General features: G+C 42.9%; 24 protein-coding genes, 1 tRNA gene and 2 pseudogenes. 9 read left to right on the top strand and 18 right to left on the bottom strand.

Annotated features, from left to right (window positions below; genetic code table 11):
- Nucleotides 1-228: 228 nt before the first annotated feature.
- Nucleotides 229-1935, bottom strand: coding sequence for a methyl-accepting chemotaxis protein (locus BLT_RS21355; protein WP_017726437.1), 1707 nt, complete (start codon nucleotides 1933-1935; stop codon nucleotides 229-231).
- Nucleotides 1936-2647: 712 nt separating this feature from the next.
- Here BLT_RS21355 and BLT_RS24385 point away from each other — a divergent pair.
- Nucleotides 2648-5227 (top strand): hypothetical protein, encoded by a 2580-nt coding sequence (locus BLT_RS24385; RefSeq protein WP_236611064.1) that lies wholly within the window; start codon nucleotides 2648-2650, stop codon nucleotides 5225-5227.
- Nucleotides 5191-5688 (top strand): exosporium glycoprotein BclB-related protein, encoded by a 498-nt coding sequence (locus tag BLT_RS24905; protein ID WP_394295492.1) that lies wholly within the window; start codon nucleotides 5191-5193, stop codon nucleotides 5686-5688. Before BLT_RS24385 ends, BLT_RS24905 begins: the two co-directional genes overlap by 37 nt.
- Nucleotides 5689-6208: 520 nt before the next feature.
- Here BLT_RS24905 and BLT_RS0103540 read toward each other — a convergent pair.
- Nucleotides 6209-8044, bottom strand: coding sequence for a UbiD family decarboxylase (locus BLT_RS0103540; protein WP_026104973.1), 1836 nt, complete (start codon nucleotides 8042-8044; stop codon nucleotides 6209-6211).
- A gap of 151 nt (nucleotides 8045-8195) precedes the next feature.
- On the opposite strand from BLT_RS0103540, the pseudogene BLT_RS24375 reads away from it, so the two are divergent.
- Nucleotides 8196-8384 (top strand): annotated as a pseudogene (locus BLT_RS24375) (transcriptional regulator); the annotation flags it as partial.
- 474 nt (nucleotides 8385-8858) lie between these two features.
- Here BLT_RS24375 and BLT_RS0103535 read toward each other — a convergent pair.
- Nucleotides 8859-8931: transfer RNA gene (locus BLT_RS0103535), tRNA-Ala, on the bottom strand.
- Between the two features lie 68 nt (nucleotides 8932-8999).
- Nucleotides 9000-9158, bottom strand: coding sequence for a hypothetical protein (locus BLT_RS24190; RefSeq protein WP_017726435.1), 159 nt, complete (start codon nucleotides 9156-9158; stop codon nucleotides 9000-9002).
- A gap of 95 nt (nucleotides 9159-9253) precedes the next feature.
- Between BLT_RS24190 and BLT_RS0103525 the strand changes: the two genes are divergently transcribed.
- Entirely contained in the window at nucleotides 9254-9433 is a 180-nt protein-coding gene (locus tag BLT_RS0103525) for a hypothetical protein (RefSeq protein ID WP_017726434.1), read from the top strand.
- Here the strand turns inward: BLT_RS0103525 and BLT_RS0103520 are convergent.
- The 3 genes from BLT_RS0103520 to BLT_RS0103510 form a co-directional block, all read right to left on the bottom strand.
- Entirely contained in the window at nucleotides 9427-9849 is a 423-nt protein-coding gene (locus tag BLT_RS0103520; RefSeq protein WP_026104972.1) for a YugN-like family protein, read from the bottom strand. The genes BLT_RS0103525 and BLT_RS0103520 overlap by 7 nt on opposite strands.
- Nucleotides 9850-10044: 195 nt before the next feature.
- Nucleotides 10045-11397 (bottom strand): glucose-6-phosphate isomerase, encoded by a 1353-nt coding sequence (locus tag BLT_RS0103515; RefSeq protein WP_017726432.1) that lies wholly within the window; start codon nucleotides 11395-11397, stop codon nucleotides 10045-10047.
- A gap of 224 nt (nucleotides 11398-11621) precedes the next feature.
- Entirely contained in the window at nucleotides 11622-12785 is a 1164-nt protein-coding gene (locus tag BLT_RS0103510) for an iron-containing alcohol dehydrogenase (RefSeq protein WP_017726431.1), read from the bottom strand.
- Between the two features lie 173 nt (nucleotides 12786-12958).
- On the opposite strand from BLT_RS0103510, the gene BLT_RS0103505 reads away from it, so the two are divergent.
- Complete coding sequence (locus tag BLT_RS0103505; protein WP_017726430.1) at nucleotides 12959-13186, top strand: DUF378 domain-containing protein; 228 nt, start codon at nucleotides 12959-12961, stop codon at nucleotides 13184-13186.
- Between the two features lie 312 nt (nucleotides 13187-13498).
- Here the strand turns inward: BLT_RS0103505 and yugI are convergent, their stop codons facing one another.
- The 5 genes from yugI to BLT_RS0103475 all read right to left on the bottom strand — a co-directional run bounded on the left by yugI (nucleotide 13499) and on the right by BLT_RS0103475 (nucleotide 18158).
- The gene (yugI, locus tag BLT_RS0103495; RefSeq protein WP_017726428.1) at nucleotides 13499-13918 is read right to left on the bottom strand and encodes a S1 domain-containing post-transcriptional regulator GSP13; all 420 of its coding nucleotides are present in this window, start codon (nucleotides 13916-13918) and stop codon (nucleotides 13499-13501) included.
- 259 nt (nucleotides 13919-14177) lie between these two features.
- Entirely contained in the window at nucleotides 14178-15371 is a 1194-nt protein-coding gene (locus BLT_RS0103490; RefSeq protein ID WP_017726427.1) for a DEAD/DEAH box helicase, read from the bottom strand.
- A gap of 27 nt (nucleotides 15372-15398) precedes the next feature.
- The gene (gene thiM / locus BLT_RS0103485) at nucleotides 15399-16181 is read right to left on the bottom strand and encodes a hydroxyethylthiazole kinase (protein WP_017726426.1); all 783 of its coding nucleotides are present in this window, start codon (nucleotides 16179-16181) and stop codon (nucleotides 15399-15401) included.
- Nucleotides 16182-16485: 304 nt separating this feature from the next.
- The gene (locus BLT_RS0103480) at nucleotides 16486-17664 is read right to left on the bottom strand and encodes an aminotransferase (protein ID WP_017726425.1); all 1179 of its coding nucleotides are present in this window, start codon (nucleotides 17662-17664) and stop codon (nucleotides 16486-16488) included.
- Nucleotides 17664-18158 carry an Lrp/AsnC family transcriptional regulator gene (locus BLT_RS0103475; protein WP_017726424.1) on the bottom strand — a complete coding sequence of 165 codons (495 nt, stop codon included), beginning with the start codon at nucleotides 18156-18158 and terminating at the stop codon, nucleotides 17664-17666. The genes BLT_RS0103480 and BLT_RS0103475 overlap by 1 nt, the downstream gene beginning before the upstream one ends.
- A gap of 347 nt (nucleotides 18159-18505) precedes the next feature.
- Here BLT_RS0103475 and BLT_RS0103470 point away from each other — a divergent pair, with 347 nt between their 5' ends.
- Nucleotides 18506-19084 carry a cysteine hydrolase family protein gene (locus BLT_RS0103470; protein WP_017726423.1) on the top strand — a complete coding sequence of 193 codons (579 nt, stop codon included), beginning with the start codon at nucleotides 18506-18508 and terminating at the stop codon, nucleotides 19082-19084.
- Nucleotides 19085-19241: 157 nt separating this feature from the next.
- Here the strand turns inward: BLT_RS0103470 and BLT_RS0103465 are convergent, their stop codons facing one another.
- The 3 genes from BLT_RS0103465 to BLT_RS0103455 form a co-directional block, all read right to left on the bottom strand.
- Entirely contained in the window at nucleotides 19242-19715 is a 474-nt protein-coding gene (locus tag BLT_RS0103465; protein WP_017726422.1) for an S-ribosylhomocysteine lyase, read from the bottom strand.
- Between the two features lie 222 nt (nucleotides 19716-19937).
- Nucleotides 19938-20399, bottom strand: a complete 462-nt coding sequence (locus BLT_RS0103460) for a hypothetical protein (protein WP_017726421.1) — start codon at nucleotides 20397-20399, stop codon at nucleotides 19938-19940.
- 10 nt (nucleotides 20400-20409) lie between these two features.
- The gene (locus BLT_RS0103455; RefSeq protein ID WP_017726420.1) at nucleotides 20410-20811 is read right to left on the bottom strand and encodes a hypothetical protein; all 402 of its coding nucleotides are present in this window, start codon (nucleotides 20809-20811) and stop codon (nucleotides 20410-20412) included.
- Between the two features lie 264 nt (nucleotides 20812-21075).
- Between BLT_RS0103455 and BLT_RS0103450 the strand changes: the two genes are divergently transcribed.
- Nucleotides 21076-21909: a YihY/virulence factor BrkB family protein gene (locus BLT_RS0103450; protein ID WP_017726419.1), complete on the top strand. Its 834-nt coding sequence runs from the start codon at nucleotides 21076-21078 to the stop codon at nucleotides 21907-21909.
- A 97-nt stretch (nucleotides 21910-22006) separates the two neighbouring features.
- Nucleotides 22007-22279 (top strand): HU family DNA-binding protein, encoded by a 273-nt coding sequence (locus BLT_RS0103445; RefSeq protein ID WP_017726418.1) that lies wholly within the window; start codon nucleotides 22007-22009, stop codon nucleotides 22277-22279.
- Nucleotides 22280-22367: 88 nt separating this feature from the next.
- On the opposite strand, the gene BLT_RS0103440 is transcribed toward BLT_RS0103445, so the two are convergent.
- On the bottom strand, nucleotides 22368-22811 hold the full coding sequence (locus BLT_RS0103440; protein ID WP_017726417.1) for an RDD family protein: 444 nt from the start codon (nucleotides 22809-22811) through the stop codon (nucleotides 22368-22370).
- Nucleotides 22812-22968: 157 nt separating this feature from the next.
- Between BLT_RS0103440 and BLT_RS0103435 the strand changes: the two genes are divergently transcribed.
- Nucleotides 22969-23571 (top strand): biotin transporter BioY, encoded by a 603-nt coding sequence (locus BLT_RS0103435; RefSeq protein WP_017726416.1) that lies wholly within the window; start codon nucleotides 22969-22971, stop codon nucleotides 23569-23571.
- Between the two features lie 318 nt (nucleotides 23572-23889).
- On the opposite strand, the gene BLT_RS0103425 is transcribed toward BLT_RS0103435, so the two are convergent.
- Together BLT_RS0103425 and BLT_RS21330 are read right to left on the bottom strand one after the other, a co-directional pair.
- Entirely contained in the window at nucleotides 23890-24516 is a 627-nt protein-coding gene (locus BLT_RS0103425) for a hypothetical protein (RefSeq protein WP_017726414.1), read from the bottom strand.
- Nucleotides 24517-24597: 81 nt separating this feature from the next.
- Nucleotides 24598-24815, bottom strand: a pseudogene (locus tag BLT_RS21330) (leucyl aminopeptidase); the annotation flags it as partial.

Raw genomic sequence — 24815 nt, 5'->3', positions numbered from 1 at the left:
TAGTAAGGCTTGTATTTGGGGGACAAATCGTTGAATTTGGTCCCCATTGGTTTGAATTCTAACTACATTTCTTAGTCATTTCTTTTTCTGACTTTGTTGCTGTAAATCATAAATATTTGCAATCCACATCATAATAGTAATACCTAATGCCCAAAAACCCCCGCCATCAAGCTCACAAACAAAGAGGTTATCCCAAAGGTCAAAAAACTTTGGGATAACCTGTCTCCCTTAGATTTTAAACTGTTGAACAAGACGTTTCAGTTTATCTGCCATCTCAAAAAGATTCGTAGCAGAGGATAATATGTCATCGATTGTTGCTAATTGTTCCTCTGAAGCTGCAGCAACTTGTTGAGAATGATAGGCTGAATCTTTAGCAGTTTGCTCAAGTTCATTAAATGTTCCAGCAACTTGTGTAGAGCTTGCTGACATGATTTCTGAAGTATGAGACATTGTTGAAATTTGTTCCAAGACAGAATTGATGGAAGATGTAAGTCGATAGAATAGCTGACCGACTTCACGGATTCCCTCCATTCCTTCCTCTACTTTCTCCTTACCAGAATTCATGGAATGCACAGCTTGTTCTGTGTTTGTTTGAATATTATTAATTAAGCCTTTGATCTTTGAAGCAGACTGTCCTGTTTGGTCAGAGAGCTTGCGAATTTCGTCAGCAACAACAGCAAAGCCTTTACCTGCTTCTCCTGCACGAGCTGCTTCAATCGCTGCATTAAGAGAAAGTAAGTTGGTTTGTTCAGAAATATCTGTAATCATTTGGATAATTTTGCCAATCTCAATTGAGTCTTGTTGTAAAAGATGAATCGCAGAATTCGTTTGTTGCGTTTTTTCATTAATATCATTCATTTTTTGGATCGATTTTTCTACGGACTCCTGCCCATTTTGTGAGATGTCGCTTACTTCACTAGCATCATTTGCAATGGCTGCAGAGGTTTCGGCGACTTGTTGAATCCCTTTTGTTAATTCTTTCATTGCTTTTCCACTTTCTTCTGATTTATTCACTTGTACTTCTGCTCCATGCGCCACATCTGAAATTGAAGCTGCGATTTGATTAGTTGCCTCAGTTGCTTGCTTCGTGCTGAGAGTTAACTGTTCAGCAGAGCTTGCTACTTTTTCAGCACCGTTCATAATTCCCGTCGTAACTTGGTGGAGGACATGGCTTAGTTTACTAGACATCGTATTAATTGCCTTTGATAAAACTGCAATTTCGTCTTTTCCTTTTTCCTCTAGCTTTGAGGACGTAAAATTACCTCTAGCAATTTCTTCTGTAACTGCCATAATAGGAGGCAATCTTTTAATAAGACGAAAATATAAAAGTGTAAAAATTGATATAATTGCTAATACGAGTAAAATGACCATCGTTAATGTGAGGATAATCATTGTATTTGCTTGCTTTTCAGCGCTCTGTGACTCTAGTTCGGATCGAACATTCATTTTTTGTTGAAATTCTTCAATTGGCTGCATAATCATCGCTTTGTCTTCATCATATTGATTGTTAAACATTAGCTCACGCGCCAACTCTAAATTATTTTGTTCAACGGCAGCCATCGCTGCTTCTTCTGTTGCAATTAACGCATCTGAATTATTTTTTGCTGCTTCGATAAGTTGAATTTCTTCATCCGGAGCACCCATTTCGATTAAACGTTCGACAATATGATCTCGAGTCTTTGTTTCATTTACTTCTCGCCAATAATTGTCATAATGAACGGAATCACCTGTTACTGCATATCTTCGTGCCTCGTCTGTTAAATAATCTGAAGCATCTGCTAAATTAATGCCAAGCTGCCTATACTCAATTTGTTGTGCGATCGATGCCCTGTACTCCTCAAAGCTCTTTAAAAGTAAGTGAATGCTTATAAACGAAACGACTGATAAAACGAGACAAATTAAACCCATTACTTTAAATAATGTTGCAAATTTCATTACATTTTCTCCTCATCTATTGTAGTGATTTCTTGTCGAATCGACATTTTTAAATTTTAACAAGAAATCAGTACTTTTTTCTTAAATTTGTTAGAAAATGTAACAAGAAAACAATAGCAAGAGCCTCTATTCTTTTCTTCTATTTTGATTTTTCACAGACATGACTCTGTTTTGCCATTAAAAAAATAAAAAACTGTAAAAATCATCCTCTCTACAGCCTTTATGAAATTGGATTTTTATGTACAGTACACATTGGCCTAGCTCGATGGACGATATGTGCTGCCTACAAAGATCGAAATGCATTCATTTACTTAAACTACCTCTTTTTTTGTATCTTAATAACCAAAAAGAAACACATCGGATTCGAATGTCTTTGCGTCCGTAAGTTTCAGTAGAGTGGAGAACTCTCTCACTATGGATTTGCCCTTCCAAAACTATCGTTTGAAGCCGATTTGACCCCATATTTCGCCTTCATTTCATTCAGCACTTATTTTCAAGCCTCAACGAATTCATTATTTTTAAATGAGATCGTCTTTTATTCTAAATTAGGCAGTGCGAATGGTTACTTATCCAATCTCTTCATTTTTAATTTCATAAACTAAAATAGAATACGAAAGGAGTTGACAAAACTTGGGTAAAAAGAAAAAATGTTCAAAATGCAAGCATAAGCATAAAAAATGCAAATGCAAAGTGAAACAAAAGGTTAAAGTTTATGTTCCACGAGGGCCTCGAGGAGAACAAGGACCTCAAGGCGAACAAGGGCCTCAGGGCGAACAAGGGCCTCAGGGCGAACAAGGGCCTCAAGGAGAGCAAGGGCCTCAAGGGGAGCAAGGGCCTCAAGGAGAGCAAGGACCTCAAGGCGAACAAGGACCTCAAGGAGAGCAAGGGCCTCAAGGAGAGCAAGGGCCTCAAGGAGAACAAGGACCTCAAGGAGAGCAAGGGCCTCAAGGGGAGCAAGGGCCTCAAGGGGAGCAAGGGCCTCAAGGGGAGCAAGGGCCTCAAGGAGAACAAGGGCCTCAAGGCGAGCAAGGGCCTCAAGGAGAACAAGGGCCTCAAGGCGAGCAAGGGCCTCAAGGAGAACAAGGGCCTCAAGGCGAGCAAGGGCCTCAAGGAGAACAAGGGCCTCAAGGCGAGCAAGGGCCTCAAGGAGAACAAGGGCCTCAAGGCGAGCAAGGGCCTCAAGGAGAACAAGGGCCTCAAGGCGAGCAAGGGCCTCAAGGAGAACAAGGGCCTCAAGGCGAGCAAGGGCCTCAAGGAGAACAAGGGCCTCAAGGCGAGCAAGGGCCTCAAGGAGAACAAGGGCCTCAAGGCGAGCAAGGGCCTCAAGGAGAACAAGGGCCTCAAGGCGAGCAAGGGCCTCAAGGAGAACAAGGGCCTCAAGGCGAGCAAGGGCCTCAAGGAGAACAAGGGCCTCAAGGCGAGCAAGGGCCTCAAGGAGAACAAGGGCCTCAAGGCGAGCAAGGGCCTCAAGGAGAACAAGGGCCTCAAGGCGAGCAAGGGCCTCAAGGAGAACAAGGGCCTCAAGGCGAGCAAGGGCCTCAAGGAGAACAAGGGCCTCAAGGCGAGCAAGGGCCTCAAGGAGAACAAGGGCCTCAAGGCGAGCAAGGGCCTCAAGGAGAACAAGGGCCTCAAGGCGAGCAAGGGCCTCAAGGAGAACAAGGGCCTCAAGGCGAGCAAGGGCCTCAAGGAGAACAAGGGCCTCAAGGCGAGCAAGGGCCTCAAGGAGAACAAGGGCCTCAAGGCGAGCAAGGGCCTCAAGGAGAACAAGGGCCTCAAGGCGAGCAAGGGCCTCAAGGAGAACAAGGGCCTCAAGGCGAGCAAGGGCCTCAAGGAGAACAAGGGCCTCAAGGCGAGCAAGGGCCTCAAGGAGAACAAGGGCCTCAAGGCGAGCAAGGGCCTCAAGGAGAACAAGGGCCTCAAGGCGAGCAAGGGCCTCAAGGAGAACAAGGGCCTCAAGGCGAGCAAGGGCCTCAAGGGGAGCAAGGGCCTCAAGGGGAGCAAGGGCCTCAAGGGGAGCAAGGGCCTCAAGGAGAACAAGGACCTCAGGGCGATACGGGACCTCAAGGAGAACAAGGACCTCAAGGCGAACAAGGGCCTCAAGGAGAACAAGGGCCTCAAGGAGAACAAGGGCCTCAAGGAGAACAAGGACCTCAAGGCGAACAAGGGCCTCAAGGAGAACAAGGACCTCAGGGCGAACAAGGGCCTCAAGGAGAACAAGGGCCTCAAGGGGAGCAAGGGCCTCAAGGAGAGCAGGGACCTCAGGGCGATACAGGACCTCAAGGAGAGCAGGGACCTCAAGGGGAGCAAGGGCCTCAAGGCGAACAAGGGCCTCAAGGAGAGCAAGGGCCTCAAGGAGAGCAGGGACCTCAAGGGGAGCAAGGACCTCAAGGAGAGCAGGGACCTCAAGGAGAGCAGGGACCTCAAGGGGAGCAAGGACCTCAAGGCGAACAAGGGCCTCAAGGAGAACAAGGACCTCAGGGCGATACGGGACCTCAAGGCGAACAAGGGCCTCAAGGGGAGCAAGGACCTCAAGGGGAGCAAGGGCCTCAAGGAGAGCAAGGACCTCAGGGCGAACAAGGACCTCAAGGCGAACAAGGGCCTCAAGGGGAGCAAGGGCCTCAAGGGGAGCAAGGACCTCAAGGAGAACAAGGACCTCAGGGCGAACAAGGGCCTCAAGGCGAACAAGGACCTCAAGGGGAACAAGGGCCTCAAGGGGAGCAAGGGCCTCAAGGGGAACAGGGGCCTCAAGGGGAACAAGGACCTCAAGGAGAGCAGGGACCTCAAGGGGAGCAAGGACCTCAAGGGGAACAAGGGCCTCAAGGGGAGCAAGGGCCTCAAGGGGAGCAAGGGCCTCAAGGAGAGCAAGGACCTCAAGGAGAGCAAGGACCTCAAGGAGAACAAGGGCCTCAAGGAGAACAAGGACCTCAGGGCGATACGGGACCTCAAGGAGAACAAGGGCCTCAAGGGGAGCAAGGGCCTCAAGGGGAACAGGGGCCTCAAGGGGAACAAGGACCTCAAGGAGAGCAGGGACCTCAAGGGGAGCAAGGACCTCAAGGGGAACAAGGGCCTCAAGGGGAGCAAGGGCCTCAAGGGGAGCAAGGGCCTCAAGGAGAGCAAGGGCCTCAAGGCGAACAAGGACCTCAAGGGGAGCAAGGGCCTCAAGGCGAACAAGGACCTCAAGGAGAGCAAGGGCCTCAGGGAGAGCAAGGGCCTCAAGGACCTCAAGGAGAACAAGGACCTCAGGGTGCTAGTGCGATCATTCCATTTGCATCAGGTACTCCAGTTGCACTAACCAATGTTTTACTTGGATTAACGGCTACGGGAGGACTTATTGGATTCGGAAGTTCTATTGACGGTGTTACGATTGGTGGAGGAACCATTACTCTATCTCCAGGTACAGGTGGCATTCTTGACTTCGCATTTGTAGTGCCTCGTGACGGAACTGTGTCATCAATCTCTGCATTCTTTAGTACAACGGTAGCAGCGACGATAGGGACACCTGTCACTATTAGGGCTGAATTATATCGTGCACCAGCAGCTAGCAATACCTTTTCTCCATCAGGAGCCTTTGTCCTGTTATCACCCGCTTTAGGACCTATCATTAATCTTTTGGACGTCTCCTCTGGTACGGCTTCAACAACACTACAGGTTGCTACCGGGGAAAAACTATTATTAGTTTTCTCTATCGATACGGATGTTTCTGTACTCACGACTGTTGTAGGGTTTGCAAGCGCAGGAATTGCAATTGACTAATTTCATTTTGTTACAATTCTTGGATTTAAGTCATTAAAAATAGCTAGAAACGTACACATCCCATGCCGCCCTTTATAAAAACGGGAAGGACTTTAAAAGTAACCTTCTCGTTTTTCTGTCTATAAACATTGCATCTAGATTTATATAATTCACTTACCATACATCTTCCTAAACATAGGATTCTCTCCTTTTGTAACTACTCACTCAAAATTAAACTACTTCTAATTTTCAGATGTACTCTATCTATTTAGACTACTCCCTCCTTTCCCGCTCATTGCTCATTTACGTTGATAGTGCAGGTGAACGACCCCGAATTAAACGTCCTTATTTGTTAAATTTAGGAGGACAAAAAAACGACATCTCTGCCGTTTTCAATAAGTTTAAAATTGGTTGAGCATAGCAGATTGCACCACTGACCTCCACATTGACAGGGTGGCGCTCTCTCGCTATGATTATTCACAATAACTAGTTAAAGATCATCATCTCTTGTTAGTGCTTCAGCATCTCTATTGCTTCTCAGTCAATCTATCTTTACTCCTTCCAAACTGGCACCTTTGACAAAGAATCGCTCGATGTTCTTCTCTACCGTTGGATCGGCGATTAGCGGCGGTGCGTGATGCGGTTTAATCCGTGCATCAATCATGATATTATCACATGCCCAATGCTTGTTTTCATAATAGCTATTTACACCATAGATATCATGTGAGGGATTACTTCGTGTAAATGTTACCCACATGAAATTTTTTAACGTCTTGCTAACAAAATGACTGTCATCGCATAGGATGATCATCGGGCAAGAAGACAGCGTGCCTTTCGATTGAACCGCTTTACTTAAAGCTTCCAATTCTAGTTGCGCTTTCTCGTAAGTTGAAAATGTCGGGCCTTGTATCGCAACAACGCCAGGCATTACTAAACGCGCATTTTCAAATCCTCGCAATTCATTCAATTCACTAGGTACTTCTTTGCACAGTTCCCTTTTTATATCCCCGTAAGCTGCAAAAACAACTTTGCTGCCGCTATTTAATCCAGTGCCAGAATAATCGAGCGTATCGATGGTCGTATTTGTATAAAAATGAATGTCTCGGCGAAGATCGATTCTTTCTAAAATATAGGTTAAAAAATCCACTTCTTTATGGGTATCTAATGGTTGGTTCTCTTCTGCCGTAATAAATAAATACTTCGCTAAACTAACCTGTCCAGTACCTAAAATTCGATTGGCAATGGTGAGCAATTCAGTCGGCTGCTTCACTTGTTGATAAGGTGTGTAACGTTCGCTGCCAATCGCGAAAAGCAATGGGTGCACACCGGCCGCATCAACCGCATGAACTTCCTTCACCCCAGGAATTTCCTGTGAAATCGCATCACCCGTTAGTTCATGAATGAGTGCACCAAAAGCAGTATCTTCCTGAGGCGGTCGTCCTACGACAGTAAATGGCCAAATCGCATTGGGCTTAGCATAGACTTTATGGACCTTCATTACGGGAAAAGGATGTATTAGACTGTAATAGCCTAGATGATCGCCAAATGGACCCTCTGGCTTCGTTTCTCCTGGATGAATTTCTCCTGTAATGACAAAATCAGCATCATTGCTAATACAAAAACCATCCTTATAGCTGTAACGAAAACGGCGTCCAGATAGCAAACCAGCAAATGTTATCTCACTTAACCCTTCTGGTAAGGGCATAACTGCCGCCAACGTATGGGCTGGAGGGCCGCCAATAAAAATACTGACTTTCAAGGGGGCTCCTTGGTTATTCGCCTTTTCCTGATGGACTCCGATACCTCGGTGAATTTGATAATGCAAACCGATTTCCTTGTCAACTTCATACTCGTTTCCAGTGAGTTGAATCCGGTACATGCCAAGGTTAGCATTCATAATGCCTGGTTTTTCTGGATCTTCCGAATATACTTGAGGAAGGGTGACAAAAGCACCGCCGTCATCAGGCCAATGATGGATGAGTGGGAGGTCAGAAATCTTTACCTCTTGAGCAGAAACCGGCAAACCATTTGCCTTTTTTAAAGGCAGCGCTTTATAAGCAGCTAAGCCAGTTCCAATGTGCTTAAATGGATTTTTTAAAGCTTTCATCGGATCATTGCGCAGATTGATGACATTTTGTACCGCTTCTAGTGTGCTACGAAAAAGAAACTTACTGCGTTCTACTGTACCAAAAAGGTTGGATACTGCGCGAAATTTTGTACCTTTTACATTTTCAAATAACAACGCAGGTCCTCCAGCCTCATGAACTTTCATGTGAATCGCAGCCATTTCAAGATATGGGTCAACTTCTTCGTGAACACGAATCAAATGTCCGTTCTTTTCCAAATCGAGGATAGACTCTTCTAAATTTTTATACATCATGTAATTGCTCCAATTTCTTAGTATAGTCTCTTAAATATAGTTAAAAAGAAATGTGGTTTGTTGTCAATGTAAACGGGTAGTGAGAATCACGGACGTTGGGTGTAATTTATTAGCATTATAGTAGTGTCTGCGACTTTTCTAACCCGACCTGTCATGGCTGGAAGCAGCGGTTGTACGTTTTGCACATCGTTTACTACGTCCAGTTACCCCACTTGAGATTGCGAACCACCTAAGGAAAAGCACTCGTCATGCCAGACGCATCTTACATAAACGAGTTGAGCTACAAATTCTAAGCGTAGCAAGCGGAAAAGAGAGGGCACGCGCTTATAAGCTGAAGCAATTAAGCAAACCTTTTCATAAAAGTGGAAAAAAATTAATGAATACTGCACTGTTATCGTACTTCTGATTGGGAATCCGTTACACACATCCCTGTCGTGTATTCGTTGAAAGTATGATCGCTCATCGGTCAAGTCAGTACCAAACGCCTCATCGCTTTTCATCGTTTGAATTTTCCATTTGAAATTTTTTGTTCCCCAAAAAATTCTCCTTGCTTTTTTAAACAGACATGGAATCCTCTATTTGCGAAAAAGCTCACTTGCCTTTAACCAATCTGGACTCAGGAGCGCTTATTTCGTCAACACGACTGTCCATGATCCATTTTTCTGCAAATAGCGACTCCTCCGTCCACTTCTACCCTACAAACGTATCTTTTTTCAAATATAAAGGAATCTGTGTCCGCTTCAAAAGCGACTAGCTCTCCAACTCCTGAAAGACAAAAAAACAACCGACTTCTGATCGGTTGTTTAATCGATGGAGCATAGCGGGATCGAACCGCTGACCTTTTGGCTGCCAGCCAAACGCTCTCCCAGCTGAGCTAATGCCCCTTGTATTTTGGCGACATGCTTATTATATGAAAATTTCTTGGTTTTTGCAATTCCTTTTTGTATTCAGTTTAGAAAATCAGGTCAAGCAGCAGCCAGCCAATTCCAGCAATGACAGCTACCACGAGAGCGCTCATAACAATCTCCAAAGATAGCCTTCGGTGTTTGACGGTGTCAAACACGACCCAGCCACAAAACATTGCAAAAGCAAACACAAGTGCATCGATCATCCAACAATATCCTCCCCGTCCCTTTTCCGTTTTAATCTTATCAGCCCTTGGTTGATTGGGCAAGGGCTTGGCTATACTGAAAGGTGTAATGAAAGGTGGAAACATTGGATGCAACATCTGCAACGCTCCGTTCGTTGGTTCGAAAAACCCCGTTTCTCGTTAAACTCTTCGTCATTATTATCTTTTTAAACGGCGCAATGTTGATAAACTGCTTGCAAATCATCATACTTGTTAAACCTGAGGATCAGTTGCTCCTCATTTTACGTCTTCAATAGAGCAATGTCATCTCTAGCTCTTGAATCAGGCTTTTAGCAATCGGCATGTATTTCTGGTCAATCGTTGCATCCTTATCCACAGGCTCAGAGAACTGATTGACAAAGCTCGCTGCATTCATATCCATTAGACCGTTAAACGGATTTACGTGATTATCTAAGCCTTGATTAATTTTATGATTGATTAAAAATGGCTTACCAAGCTGAACAACAACACCTCGCTCGCCAATTTCACCGTCCGTTGCTTTAAACGGTAGACGTAAAAATGTATAGCCTGCATCTTCATCAATCTTGTAATCAAAGTAGCCGTGATCATACTCCCAACCTCCTCCAATCGTATAGCCGAGAGGTTTGAGCTTATCTTCAAGATCCTTTAGCTTAAATTCTTTGTTTTCAACTGTAGACTGGAGTTCGATCATCACCGTCATCCTTTCTCCAATAAGGGATACGGTTAGTTTTGCCGAAGTTCATGTTCATTATGTGTAGCATGAAAACTACACTCCTGTCTTGAGAACATCCCTCCGTCTAACGTTAATGAAGGTCACTGCAAGTAAACGGGCAAAAAGGGCCTACTCCCTAAGATGAAGGAGTCAGACCCTTTTAATCAACGTTCTTTATTTTAAGCGTTTTTCTAATTCTGCTTTTTCTGCTTCAAAACCTGGCTTTCCGAGAAGGGCAAACATATTTTTCTTGTAAGCTTCAACCCCTTCTTGGTCAAACGGATTAACACCAAGCAAATAACCACTTAGGCCGCATGCTTTCTCAAAGAAATAAAGAAGATAACCAAAATGGTACTCATTTAATTCAGGAATGTTGACGATAAGGTTTGGTACGCCCCCATCCGTGTGAGCAAGCATTGTGCCTTCAAATGCTTTTTTGTTCACGAAATCCATCGTTTTACCGGTTAAGTAATTTAAACCGTCAAGATCTAGCTCATCTTTTTCAATCACTATTTCTTCGCGAACCTTTTCTACATTTAACACCGTCTCAAAAAGGTCACGACGCCCATCCTGAACATACTGTCCCATGGAATGAAGGTCTGTGGAGAAATTAACAGAGGCTGGGAACAATCCCTTTCCATCCTTTCCTTCACTTTCGCCAAAAAGCTGCTTCCACCATTCAGAAAAATACTGAAGAGCTGGCTCATAGTTAACAAGCAATTCAATGGACTTCCCTTTGCCATAAAACGCATTACGTACAGCTGCATATTGATACGCTTGGTTCTCCGCTAGGTTCGGATTGTTAAAATCGTCACTCGCATCTGCTGCACCTTTCATTAGGGCGTCAATGTCAAGCCCACTTACAGCAATCGGCAGCAATCCAACAGCCGTCAGAACGGAAAACCTGCCACCGACATCATCAGGAATAATGAACGTTTCATAGCCTTCTTCATTTGCAAGGGTTTTTAACGCGCCTTTTTCTTTATCCGTTGTCGCATAAATGCGCTTGCATGCTTCTTCTTTTCCATATTTCTTTTCGAGGAAGTCACGGAAAATTCGGAAGGCAATGGCAGGCTCTGTTGTTGTACCTGATTTTGAAATGACATTCAGCGATACATCCTTGCCCTCAAGCAGACCGAGGAGATCCTTCACATACGTTGAACTAATGTTATTCCCAACAAAAAAGACCTGTGGTGATTTCCGTTCCTTGTCATCAAGGATGTTATAAAAGGAATGATTCAGTGCTTCAAGCGCTGCTCTCGCTCCTAAATATGAGCCACCAATCCCGATGACGAGTAAAACGTCAGAGTCTCCTTTAATCTTTTCGGCTGCTTGCTTAATTCGAGCAAACTCTTCTCGGTCATAAGCTTTTGGTAGATCGATCCAGCCTAAAAAGTCATTTCCTGCACCTGTTCCATTATGTAAAGCTTCGTGTGCAGCTTTCACCGCACCTTGCAAATAATCCACTTCGTGTTGACTGAAGAAGCTCAGTGCTTTTGAGTAATCAAATGTTACCTTTTCACTCATCTCAAAGCCCTCCTTTTTCCTCATAAAATTTCAGTTCATTTACACTTTATAGAATTGTTTTTAAAGAATCAAGATCGCACAAACATTGTAAGCGTTTTACTGAAGAAAAGTTTAAAAAACCTTGATACTAAGCCCAAAAAAAGACCATTCTCACTCTTTTATGACATGCATTTTTTGAGCTAAAAAACCCTCTAACAATTTTTAATGCTAGAGGGGACAGTGCTTTATAGAGCAGCTGTTAAAATGTTCACCACATCTTCTTTGTTTAACCGTTTAAAGTTTCCAAATTCACCTCGAGAAGCAGCAATTTCTGCCATCCGCTCAATTTGACTGTCATCAATGTCATAATCCTTTAGGCGATTCGGTGCACCGATTTCTGTCCAAAATGCACTGAGTCTTTCGATGCCTTCAAGAGCAATTTCACGATCCGTTTTCCCTGTTGGATCAACATGAAAAACACGAGTCGCCAACTGGACATGGCGTTCAATTTTTTCATCAAGGCTATACCTTAACCAATGAGGGAAAATGATCGCAAGCCCCCCCGCATGAGGGATATCATACACGGCTGATACGGCATGCTCAATATTATGAGTCGCCCAGTCCCCTCTTGCTCCCATTGATAAGACACCGTTTAACGCCATCGTACCAGAAAGTAAAATCGTTTCCCGGTGGTCAAGGTTTTCAAGATCATCTAGTAGCTTTGGAGCCGTTTCAATGACGGTTGTAAGAACGGACTCGCACATCCGGTCCTGTAATGGTGTATTATCCACTTTGTGAAAATAGGTTTCAATCACGTGACTCATCATGTCAACCATGCCATACACCGTTTGATCTCGTGGAACGGTGATCGTATTTTTCGGGTCTAAAATCGAAAAGGCAGGGTAGACAAGGGGGCTGTTCCAGCCAAGCTTTTGATTGGTTTCCCAGTTCGTAATCACAGAATTAGGATTCATTTCAGTTCCGGTAGCCGCTAGTGTCAAAATCGTTCCAAACGGAAGGGCTGCTTCAGCGGTCGCTTTTTTCGTAATAATATCCCAAACGTCTCCTTCATATTTGGCACCGACTGCAATGGCTTTAACCGCATCGATGACACTCCCGCCACCGACCGCTAAAATAAAATCAATCTCATTTTCTTTGCATAGGTCAATCCCTTTATGTACCGTTGTTAAACGTGGGTTTGGCTCGACACCAGATAATTCAGTGACCGAGGCTCCTCCCTCATTCAGCTGATTTATGACTTGGTCATACAAGCCGTTACGCTTAATGCTACCACCGCCATAGACAAGCAAGACACGCTTCCCATATTTTTTAAACTCTTCAGCAAGAGCATCTGTTTGATCCGCACCAAAGATTAGTTTGGTTGGGTTTCTAAATTCAAATGGATTCATGCCCTTTCCTCCTTCGCTTTTCTTATTTATTATGACCAAAAGATGACGGAATGTAAACGAATCAGCCTCCCCTACCTTTTATGTATATTTGACCGCCACAAGCCTCATGCTAATACATGAAGCACACCTTCCTTTGGGTTGTGCCCATCCCTTTATAACGGAGGTGAATAACTATGAGCGGATTGCAACGTTTTGCCCTTGCTTTAACCATTATCGGTGCCATTAACTGGGGGTTAATTGGATTTTTCCGGTTTGACTTAGTGGCAGCCATTTTCGGTGGCCAAGCAGCAGCATTTTCACGCGTGATTTATGCACTTGTTGGTTTATCTGGTTTATATTGTATTTCATTATTGTTTAAGCCGGATGAAGAGTTGGAGCGAAGTCCTGAACCACAACGTTAACAATCATCGATAGATAAAACAAAGGGATGAGCCATTTCATCCCTTTGTTTTATTCAAGGTATTGTGAGCGGAAGCACTTCATTGTTTCATCAACTTGAACTGAAGCTCCGTCCCCTTTTCCATTGAATCCTGCATGAGCGGAGCCCTCTTCCCACTGAGATGGAAACGAGTTCGTCATGCAACGCTGTGCTACCTTTCAATGAAGGGGTGTGAGCGGAAGCACTTCATTGTTTCATCAACTTGAACTGAAGCTCCGTCCCCTTTTCCATAGAAAAAAAGAAGCACTCATAAAGATGAGCACTTCAACAATAATTACTTTTTCGCACGCTTGTTAAGATCAGCTTGAATTTCATTTGACTGCTTTAACCACTCTTTAAGCTTATCTTCAAGTGTGTTAAAGCCTTGTCCTTTTTGTTGCTGCGGCTTACTGTTACGCGGGCCAGCTGTGTTGTTGCTGCGTGGCTTACTTGGGCGTGCTGGACGTTCTGGAGCTGGTTGAGTCGCACGGATGGAAAGAGAGATTTTTCCAGACTCTTCGTCGATAGACATAACTTTCACTTGTACTTCATCTCCGACAGAAAGAACATCGTTAATATCTTTAACGAAGCCGTGAGCTACCTCAGAAATATGAACCAAGCCTTGCTTTTCACCGTCGATTGCAACGAATGCACCAAATGGCTTAATCCCTGTTACTTTTCCTTCTACTACGCTGCCTACTTCATAATTTGACATACAAAAACATCTCCTAACTATTTATTAACTTATTAATTTTAACACAGCTTGTTACTTTGCGCAAAAATGATTTTATGCTTTCTTAGGATAACAGAAACGAGCATGAGTGACTCGCTCTTCCTACTGGGATGAAAATGAGTTGTTCAATCATTCTGTATGCCATTTCAATTAAGGTGGCATCAGCGGAAGAACTCCATTGTTTTATTAACTTTCACTGAAGCTATGTCCCCTTTTCACATAAAAACAAACGATGAAGCGCTCATCGTTTGTTTTTATGGTTCGACGTATGCTGTTCAAATTGTTTGGTTTTTACTGGTTGATCAGAAAGCTTCCCATAAGCTAGGAACCTTCTTTCCAATTTTAAGCCAAGCTCCGTTTCATACTTTTTCAGCTTAAACATTTCCCTTGCTGACAAAAGGGTAATGACCTTGCCAGACTTACCCATGCGTCCCGTTCTTCCCGCACGATGCAAATACATGTCTCCTTGGCTTGGTGCTTCAAGCTGAATAATATGCGTGACATCTTCTACATCTAGCCCCCGTGCAGCCACATCAGAAGCGACTAAAATCTGAATCGTTCCTTGCCGAAATCCATTCAAGGCATGCTCACGTTCTTGCTTTGACTGATCAGATGAAAGGGCAGCTGCCTTGATCCCTCTATAATTGAGCTTTTCTGTCGTCTCTGCGACTTTTTCTAACCGATTCACAAAGACGATGCCTCGCTTGATATTCTCATGATGAATCACTTTTCGCGCCACATCGATCCGCTCACGCTCTTCGCACGTTACATAATAATGCTTCACTCGTTCAGTCTCTAACTTTGAACCCTCAGCTTCAAGCTGAACAGGAAATGAGACATAATCGGAAATTTGCTCGGTAAAATTTTCTGGTAGCGTTGCTGATACAAACAGATATTGACACTCACGGCCAACTCGCTTTGCTACCTGTTCAAACGCCTGCCATGCATGAGCATCTCCACGCATACGGTCAACTTCATCAACTGCAAGGACCGTCACATCTTGTACCTTTAACTTTTTTAATTCGATCAATTCAAGCAAACGGCCAGGAGTTCCGATGGCAACATGGGGCTTTTGCTTTTTCAGCTTTTCCACTTGCCTCTTAATGTTCGCCCCGCCGATAAAGGTTCCAACCGTGAGATTCGTTCCTGCTGTTAATGCCTTTGCTACCTCAAATATTTGCATGGCCAGCTCTTGGGTCGGCACAAGAACAAGGGCTTGTGTTTTATGCTCTTCTTCCTTAACCTTGGCGAGCATTGGTAGCAAATAGGCTAATGTTTTTCCTGTGCCTGTTTGTGATCGAGCAACGACCGTTTGACCAGCCAGTGCTTCTGGGATCATTTTTGCTTGAATGTCTGTCGGCGTATTGATGTTCATTGCTTGTAAAGCCGTCTGTAAAAATGACGGCAACGGTATTTCTGCAAACTCTTTACTCATGTTGTCGCCTCTTCCTTCTTAAATCTCCTATCGTTCTCTTCGGCGTAGTGCATGAACGTCTTCATCCGTTACGCGCCCAAGCTGATTGATAAACGCCTGTTGAAAGCTCCCTAAGCCTTTATCGCTTGTCTCTGCAAATGCTTTCTCAGCAGACACCCCGTAATAAGCCAATGAATAGGATGTTGCCTCAAGCAAATCACTTTTTGACACAGCAGCAAATGAAGCAACGACCGCACCTAGCAGGCAGCCTGTACCAACAACCTTTGTTAACCATGGATGTCCATTGTAGCCAGTAAGCGTTTGTTGCCCATCACTTACCACATCGACTTCTCCTGTAACCGAAACAATACAGTCTAGATTAGTGGCAGCTTTTTTAGCAAGGACAAGGGGGTCACTTTCAATAGTCCCATCCACCCCTTTCACCTTTCCCGCTTCACCAATTAATGCGGCAACCTCCCCGCCATTCCCACGTATAATTGAAATATCTACTTCTTCAAGGATACGCTTTGTCATCTCCGTACGAAAAGGTGTTGCTCCTGCCCCAACGGGATCTAGAACGACAGGTACACCTGCATGATTTGCTGCTTTTCCTGCAAGAATCATTGCATCAATTTGTTCAACTGACAGCGTTCCAATGTTTAACAAAAGGGCACCTGATACTTTTGCCATGTCCTCAACTTCCTCTTTAGCATAGGCCATAACAGGAGATGCACCTAGGGCGAGTAATCCATTCGCGGTGAAATTTGTGACCACTACATTGGTCATGCAATGAATTAATGGGTTTTCCTTTTTCACGCGTGCGAGGCTCATTGTTTCACATCCTCATCGTAAAGTATAAGTTGTTGAAAATTTTACCGTGTTTCAGCCAAGAACACAAACGCAACTTCCCTCTAAAGAAGTGTATACATTTAAATCGTAATGGGCATACCTATATGTAAGATGTATTCCCCCTTTAGAAGAGGTTGACTCATGAGGACCCACTTACTCGATCTTCATAAAGTTGAGTGAGAAACTCCCATTGAGTCAGTCTTTTTTTGTTACATGAAAAATAACCAACTTATGCTGTTGTTTCTAGCATGAAAAAACCACGCCGACAAAGAGCGTGGTTCTCAGCTTATTGGTATTGCTTAATAAAGCGACCAATTCGCTCAATGGAGGCTTCTAAATTTTCCATTGATGTAGCGTACGAACAGCGAATATGCCCTTCTCCTCCCTCTCCAAAAACGTTACCAGGTACGACCGCAACACGTTCTTGAAGGAGAAGCTTTTCAGCAAATTCCTCTGAAGTCAGCCCCGTATTTTTGACGGATGGGAATGCATAAAAAGCCCCGCCTGGCGTATGACATGTCAAGCCAATTTCCGCAAACGATTTCACAACAAAGTTCCGCCGTTGCTTGTAGGATTGCACCATTTTACGCATGTCTTCCATTCCGCTTTTTAAGGCTTCAAGGGCACCATGTTGAGCCATTGTTGGCGCACACATTAAACTATATTGATGGATTTTCAGCATCGCTCCTAATAAATCAGGGGGCGCAGCAACATAGCCAAGACGCCAGCCTGTCATCGCAAATGCTTTCGAAAAACCAGAAATTAAAATCGTCCGGTCTCGCATGCCTTCCAAGGTAGCAAAGGAAACATGCTCAGCATCATAGGTAAGCTCAGCATAAATTTCATCTGAAAAAACAATCAAGTCGTGCTTTTCAGCAACCTTAGCAATTTTTTCAAGCTCTTCTCTACCCATGATTGATCCCGTTGGATTGTTCGGGAAGCACAGCATAACTGCCTTCGTTCTTGGTGTAATGACTGCTTCAATTTGCGCAGCACTTACTTGAAAGTTGTCTTCAATTTTTGTACCGACTGGGACCGGGACACCACCAGCCATTGTCACTAATGGGGCGTATGAGACAAAGGTAGGCTCAACAATAATCACTTCATCCCCATCATCTAATATCGTACGCATGCCAATATCAATGGCTTCACTTGCGCCGACGGTAACAAGGATCTCTGTTTCTGGATCATAGCGAACATGAAATCGTTCATATAAGTAATGAGCAATCGCTTCACGGAGCTCGATAATGCCTGCATTTGCTGAATAGGCAGTAAAACCGCGTTCCATTGAAGAAATACTCGCTTCACGGACATTCCAAGGCGTTACAAAATCAGGCTCACCGACACCGAGAGAAATAATATTCTCCATCTTTGATGCCAGATCAAAAAAACGACGAATACCCGATGGTTTTATGGATGAAACACGCTTCGATAGACGTGTGCTTTGTTGTGTTGAAGATGTCATCATGGTGTCACCACAATTCGTTTATCATCTTCGTCTTCTTCAAATACAACGCCGTCATGCTTGTATTTCTTTAATTGAAAATGCGTCGTTGTTGAAAGAACAGAATCGATGGTTGATAATTTTTCTGAGACGAAACGAGCAATTTCTGACATCGTCTTTCCTTCAATGACGACCGATAGATCGTACGCTCCTGACATTAGATAAAGCGCTTTAACTTCAGGGAATCTGTAAATTCGCTCAGCCACTTCGTCAAAGCCAACGCCTCGTTGCGGTGTAACCTTCACATCGATCATCGCCGTCACGGTCTCTACTTCTTTGACCTTACTCCAATCAATAACCGCTGAATATGTTAAAATGACTTTCTCTTCTTCGAGCGTTTTCAAAATTTTCTCTGTTTCCTCTTCCGTTGCATCAATCATCTTTGCCAAGGTGGAAATCGACACCCGCCCGTTATCCTCTATTATTTGCAATACTTCAAGCGCTTTTCTCTCCATTCTTCTTTCCCCTTCCATTGAAAAACAGTTTGAATGATTTATTTGGAGATTCTTACACATAACTGTGTACTTACATTTTGTCTATCATATCATAATCAGCATAGGGACATAATCCTTATTTTATTCAAAAAGCCAACCATTGTGTCTACCTGACTCCTGTTGCAGCTCGGCTTGCGAACTTGCTACAATCTAAAGACACTAAAGACAAAAATTTAGCAACCATTCTCCTTTTCCTATGTTTCAATTGTTTTTAAGCCCGGGTATGTATATACCATCAGATTGCTTATTTCAAAACTAGTTTAACGGTAAAATAAGACCCTCTATCTTTAATAAAAGGAGAGATTTCATTGAAGCATGAGACAATAAAGCTTGAGGAAGCAAAAGCAAAGTCTGCATTGATTGTCATTGATATGATTAGTGATTTTGAATTTGAAGATGGCGAGAAACTGTTTCAACATGCACTTCCTGCAGCTAAAAAGATTGCAAAATTAAAAGAACGAGCAAAAAGCGTAAATGTTCCTGTCATTTATGTGAATGACAATTATGGAAAATGGCAATCTGATTTCCGTCAATTAATTGAACATTGTCTTAAGAATGATGTACGCGGGCGATCGATTGCAGAAATCCTCATGCCAAATGATGATGATTTTTTTATACTTAAGCCATCCTATTCCGGTTTTTTTCAAACACCTCTTGAACTATTGCTTCATCACTTAGGGATTAAGAACCTCATCATTACAGGGGTCGCAGGAAACATGTGTGTCCAATTTACCGCTAATGATGCGTACATGAGAGATTACACAATTGTCATACCAAAGGACACGATTGCTTCAAATTCAGAAGCGGCCAATCAGTGGGCACTTCATATTATGGAGGAAGTACTAAAAGCTGATATTAAAGACATAGAGGACATCAAACTCGGTTAGAAGCTAGATCATAATCCTTGCTTAAGCCTTTACTGCTCGCACTTGTAACTAAGACTTCGTTGACCGATAGTTCCAAACACTTAGGGGAAAAAATGTTACGTTTAATCTACAAAAAAACCACCCTCAATTTACGAGGGCGGACGAGTAAACTTGGGCTTTAAGCAAACACTTTTTTTAAAGATTGACGATCATGTTCAAGCCAATAGTTCATTAACTTTTTTGCTCCTTCTAAATCATGGAGCTTCGCTTGACCGCACTGCTTTTCATTTGCAGCCGGAACCTCTTCTAGCTCAATTGAATACGTCATTGTTTTTTCAAGTACATCGAGGATTTCTTCAACAGACGGAGAACCGCTGACGATTAAATAAAAGCCAGTTTGGCAACCCATTGGTGATAAATCAATGATGTCAAAATGATCATACTCCTCGGCAAAACGGCGAATATTGAGGGCAAGCAGATGCTCCAATGTATGAATGACATCTGGCTTCATGGCTTGCTTATTCGGTTGAAAAAAGCGAACATCAAACTTATTTACTTCTCCATCTGTACCAACCTTGTGTACCCCGCAAGGACGAACAAACGGAGCTTTTACAATCGTATGATCTAATTCAAAGCTTTCTACTGTTGGCATAACAAACTCTCCTTTTTGAGTATTATAAAGGGACAGAGCCCGAGGATCGTATCCCAAACCTAAAAGTTCTCTCGCTCACACTTTCATTAACCCTTTCAAAACTGTATTTTCGAACGAGTTCCCATTTATTACTGGTGAATGCAATTCTCTGCCGGTGGTTTCTCGTACCAGTGGTTTCTCGTACCAGCTTGCCTCTAGTATAGTAGATCAACGGACAACTGTCTAAGGTTTCGAGGTCATTTCAGATTCCCTTTCGTTTTCTTCATTAGGAGGCTCATAAAATCCTACAGAATGAATTGGAATCTCATGACGCTGAGCAAATCGATAGAGGTCCTCATGAAAGGAATCAGGTGAAAAGCGGGTAAGCTTTAAACGGATTCCCCTTTTCATTAGAAATAACACAGTGTGACCTCGTCCCATTTTCATAAAGTAGGCACTCTTTATTTTAGTTGCCTCAATGACTCGCTTTAACACATTCACCCCAAAGATATGAATTTCAAAGGTCACTGTGCGCGCAGAAACCGTTAAACGGTATTTCATAAACAACGCCACAAAAAATACGGCGAGAAGAACATAAGGGAGAAACTGAAAATCGGAATCAATCAACACCAGGTTTGCAATGGCAAGGCTGATTAAAATCACCCATATGGTTTTTCCTTCTTTCGCAGAATAAACGGTTTGCATACGTTCCCTCCTATTCTTTTTCTTTAATGACTCCACCAAACATATAGGTCATAACTGCAAAAAGGATAAAGCTAACGACTAATACCGTTCCACCGACGATATAAAAAATGAGATAAACTACGCTTGGTAAAATGGCTGGATCAAAATAATATAAATACATGCCAAACGTAAGTCCAAAAGTCCCAAAAAATGCAGTCCATACTTGAACGTTGGCCATTTTTGAATGCTTTGGAATGGCAAATACTCGATAAAAGATTGCAAAAGCAAACAGCGAGAGCCATCCCACAACGAGAATGTGTGCATGAATGGCCCGAAATAGCATTGAACCAGCCCCAGCCATATGAGATCCAATAAACGTGCCAATTAATGCATAGATGGCAGATGTTCGAAGCAATAATTTTGTCCGGTTCATTTTCATCCTCCTTATTTAGCGTTCTTGTTGTATGATATCCCTCATTATACACAAGTTTGATTTTTACTGGGGAAGGGGAAGACATAAATAAATCCCTGCAAGCATACATTATCCGTTTATTTTTCATATACCTTTATCATTCAACTGTCGTTACGAACGACCTGCCCCTTCATCTATCATTCTAAAAACCGCAGAGGAACAGGGAAGGAGGCGTTCAACGAAAGTGTTCTATCTTTGCTAACCATTTTAAAAGGAGTCCTTATGATGATCAAACGTCCCTTTTTTCAACAATTTTTTGAACAAGTAAAAAAAGATCCATTGCTAGATTGGGCTGCAACACTCGCTTATTATTTTATGCTCTCGATTTTTCCGCTGATGATTTTTATGCTGGCTCTTCTTCCTTACTTTCCATTGAATCCAGGCCAGCTTTACGAATTTGTCAATGACTACATTCCAGGTGAACTAGGAGAACTCTTTACCGCCACGGTCTTAGAAGTCGTTACTGAACCTCAAGGTGGACTGCTTTCCATCGGTATTTTAGCAACCGTTTGGTCAGCATCAAATGGTGTGAATGCTCTGATTCGCTCCATTAATCGTGCGTATAACATTGAAGAGACACGTCATTTTTTTCAGCTACGCATTTTATCGATTGTCATGACACTTGGTATGATTATCGTTATTGTCGCAACCCTTCTCATGCCTGTTTTTGGACATGTAATTATTGAGACACTTGAGACGTTTTTCCTTTTACCTTCTGATACCGCCTCCTTCTTACAAATCTTGCGCTGGGTAATTGGAATTGGCTTAATGACCATTGTCTTAATGGTGCTCTATGCCCTTGCTCCGAACGTTCATCTTCGTTTGCGAGATGTGATGGTTGGGGCTATATTTGCAACAACCGGATGGCAATTGATTTCGTATGGATTTTCTGTTTACATTAGCAATTTCGGAAATTATACAGCAACATATGGTAGTCTAGGCGGGGTTATTATCCTCATGCTTTGGTTTTTCCTAAGTGGTTTAATTCTCGTGTTAGGAGGTGAAGTGAACGCCACCTTGTACCGTCTTCACCTTAAATCCCAACCTATTAAAAAGTAAATCGTTAATATGCTTTTATGTATAAGTATCTAAAAAGTGGAAATGCTGTTAGCACTACGAATGCTAGTTCACTAAAAAATTGGGAGGAATCATTGGTATGAATAAAACGGAATTGATTCAGCAGGTTGCAGAACGAGCTCAGCTTTCTAAAAAGGATGCAGGTCAAGCACTTAATACCGCTTTTGAACTGATTACTGAAACACTATCAAAAGGGGAAACCGTGCAAATTATTGGCTTTGGTAACTTTGAAGTAAGAGAGCGCGCCGCTCGAAAAGGACGCAACCCACAAACTGGTGAAGAAATTGAGATTGCTGCAACAAAAACACCTGCCTTTAAAGCTGGCAAACAATTAAAAGACGCTGTCAAATAATCAATGTAAGCCACTGGTGAGTTCCAATGCCTTAGAAAAAGGAGCAGCTGCTCATTAGCAAGTGCTCCTTTTCATGTTTGGCGCTATTTTAATTTTGGTGATAAGGACTTGTTGCTTCCTCTGGTTTATTAAAGGTTACATACGTATTGGCGATCAAGTCGTGAACAGATCGTTTATCTTTGCGAAAGGCAACCATAAATGCACTTACTATGGCAGCAATCCCCAGCGTTATTACATAGACAAACCCCGCCACAATTACCCGCAGGAGCATCGTCCCAATCCCAACATTGGAACCATCAACCTTCACAATTCGAATCCCGCACACACGCTTACCAACTGTATACCCAGCCCAAATAACTGGAACAATAAGTGAATATAAAACATTTGTAAGCCCTTGGATTCCTTCAAGCACATCTTGAGACATTCCAATTATAAAACCGATAACAAAAATCGGAATCGAAATGACAAGCGAGTCTAAAATCGAGGCTCCCAGGCGAATCCAAAAACCAGCAGGCCGTTGTATTTCTTCCATGCTCATTCCTCCTTCTCTCGATCATATTGTAACGGTTTTTAAAGCAATGATCAGCTAATCATTGAAATGTCTTTGTAAACTGAATATTTCGATATGTTGACAAGATTAGAAACGTTTTTTATTCTTATGTTAACCATCATTCGTTAGAGGTGAACATATGTCAACATCAAGACGGAAGTTTCAAACGATTGACCTAGTCATGCTCCCAATGTTTGCTGCTTTAATGGCCATCGGTGCAAACTTAGCCCCTTATTTAGTCATTGGAGGGGTCCCTGTCACACTTCAAACCCTTTTTTCAATTTTAGCTGGGGCATTATTAGGGAGTAAACGCGGGGCATTAGCGATGGTTATTTACCTGCTCGTTGGCCTTGCTGGATTCCCCGTTTTTTCTCAATTTTCAGGCGGACTTCGTACATTTATTAGCCCAACATTCGGTTTTTTGCTATCATTTATTTTAGTGGCTTACGTTACGGGTAAAATCATTGAGCGAAGCAGTGAAAAATCGATTCAAACCTTTTTCGTTGCATGTTTTGCGGGGCTAATCATAAATTATGTTCTTGGAACAAATTATATGTACTTTGCCTTCATTACGATCGCCGACGCCCCTGAAGGGTTTTCCTATTACATGGCTTGGACTTGGATGGTGGCACCGCTGATTAAAGACATTATTGTAACCATTTTAGCAGCAGTTGTCGCCCATCGCGTCTATGGCACCGTACAAAAAAGACTCCCTGTTCAAAACAGAAACCAAGCCGTATAGAGCGTGGAGTAAAAGTGAAAAAGCAGCCGAATCGGCTGCTTTTTTTCTTGGGTTGGGACAAAAGAGTTTTTTTTGGTAAGAAATCCGAACGTCATGATCGTTGCTGCATCGCATTCGCTTCGGAAATATCCTTCGCTAAGGTTATGCATTGTTCGCATTTTCAATCATACACGTTCGTTAGGTCCCATCCCCTTTTTCTGTGAAGAGCTTCAGCACAAGTTGGTGAGGCAATGAAGCACTTCCGCTCGCACCACCTTCATTGGAATGGTGTGTATTTTCATCCCAGTGGGAAGAGCGAGCCGTTCATGAGGGTTTCTGTTAAAATGCAGTAATCTCATAGTCATTCATCTTTAATTTATCCCCTTTTTTTATGAAAGAAAATGAAAACGTCAAGTAATCTTGTGATGGGTAGCCAAGAAGGCCATAGTACTGAGATGAGTAAAGGTCATCTTCTTCATAAAAATAAACGGGGACATTCGATCCGTTTACGGTAATGGTACTCCCTCTTTGTTCAAGGGTAAGCTGGTCCATGTGCAGCATCCGTAAACCAGGGTTCACGATTGACTCCCTTACAGCTACATAAAAATCAGACATATCATTTTGCTCAATCGAGAAGAAATTAGCCTCCTCTAAGTAACCCGTAAAATGGTTATTATAGAACAAACGATTATCTTCACGGATAAAGATACTATTGATGAGCTGTTCAACCGCTTCATCGGTCATTATGTCCTCTAACAAAGAATAAACCTCGCCAACAGTTTGGTACTGTTCATTGTAATAGCTGTCCTCTTCCTTAACATGGTAACGAAACAATTCAGACGATGCGATTAAGATTTGATCATATTGTGCCATAATTTCCTGCTCATTCACTTCGGTAGAACAACCGACAAGAAGAAAAAAGCAACTAAACGCGATACTCCATTTCCACGCCTTTAACGTTTTCATTTGAAACACCCTTCTATCTTTTACCTCTTTTCTGTAAGACGAGTATTCCTTAGAAAAAGTTTCAATTTTTTCCTTCTTTTTTTAAAACCTTTTATAATTTTCAGCAACCCTTGCTAATGTTCGAGCCATCACGCCTGTTCCGCCTATAGGACCGAGATTTGTCGCTTTTGATTGCCAGGCCGTTCCAGCAATATCTAGATGGACCCATGGTGTATCTTCGGCAAATTCCCCAACAAATAACCCTGCCGTTATGCTTCCCGCTAATCTTCCAGGTGCATTATTTAAATCGGCAATATCAC

The organism is Halalkalibacterium ligniniphilum (genome assembly GCF_000334155.1).
Taxonomy (GTDB): Bacteria; Bacillota; Bacilli; order Bacillales; family Bacillaceae_D; genus Halalkalibacterium; species Halalkalibacterium ligniniphilum.
This window is presented reverse-complemented; position numbering and strand designations above follow the sequence as displayed.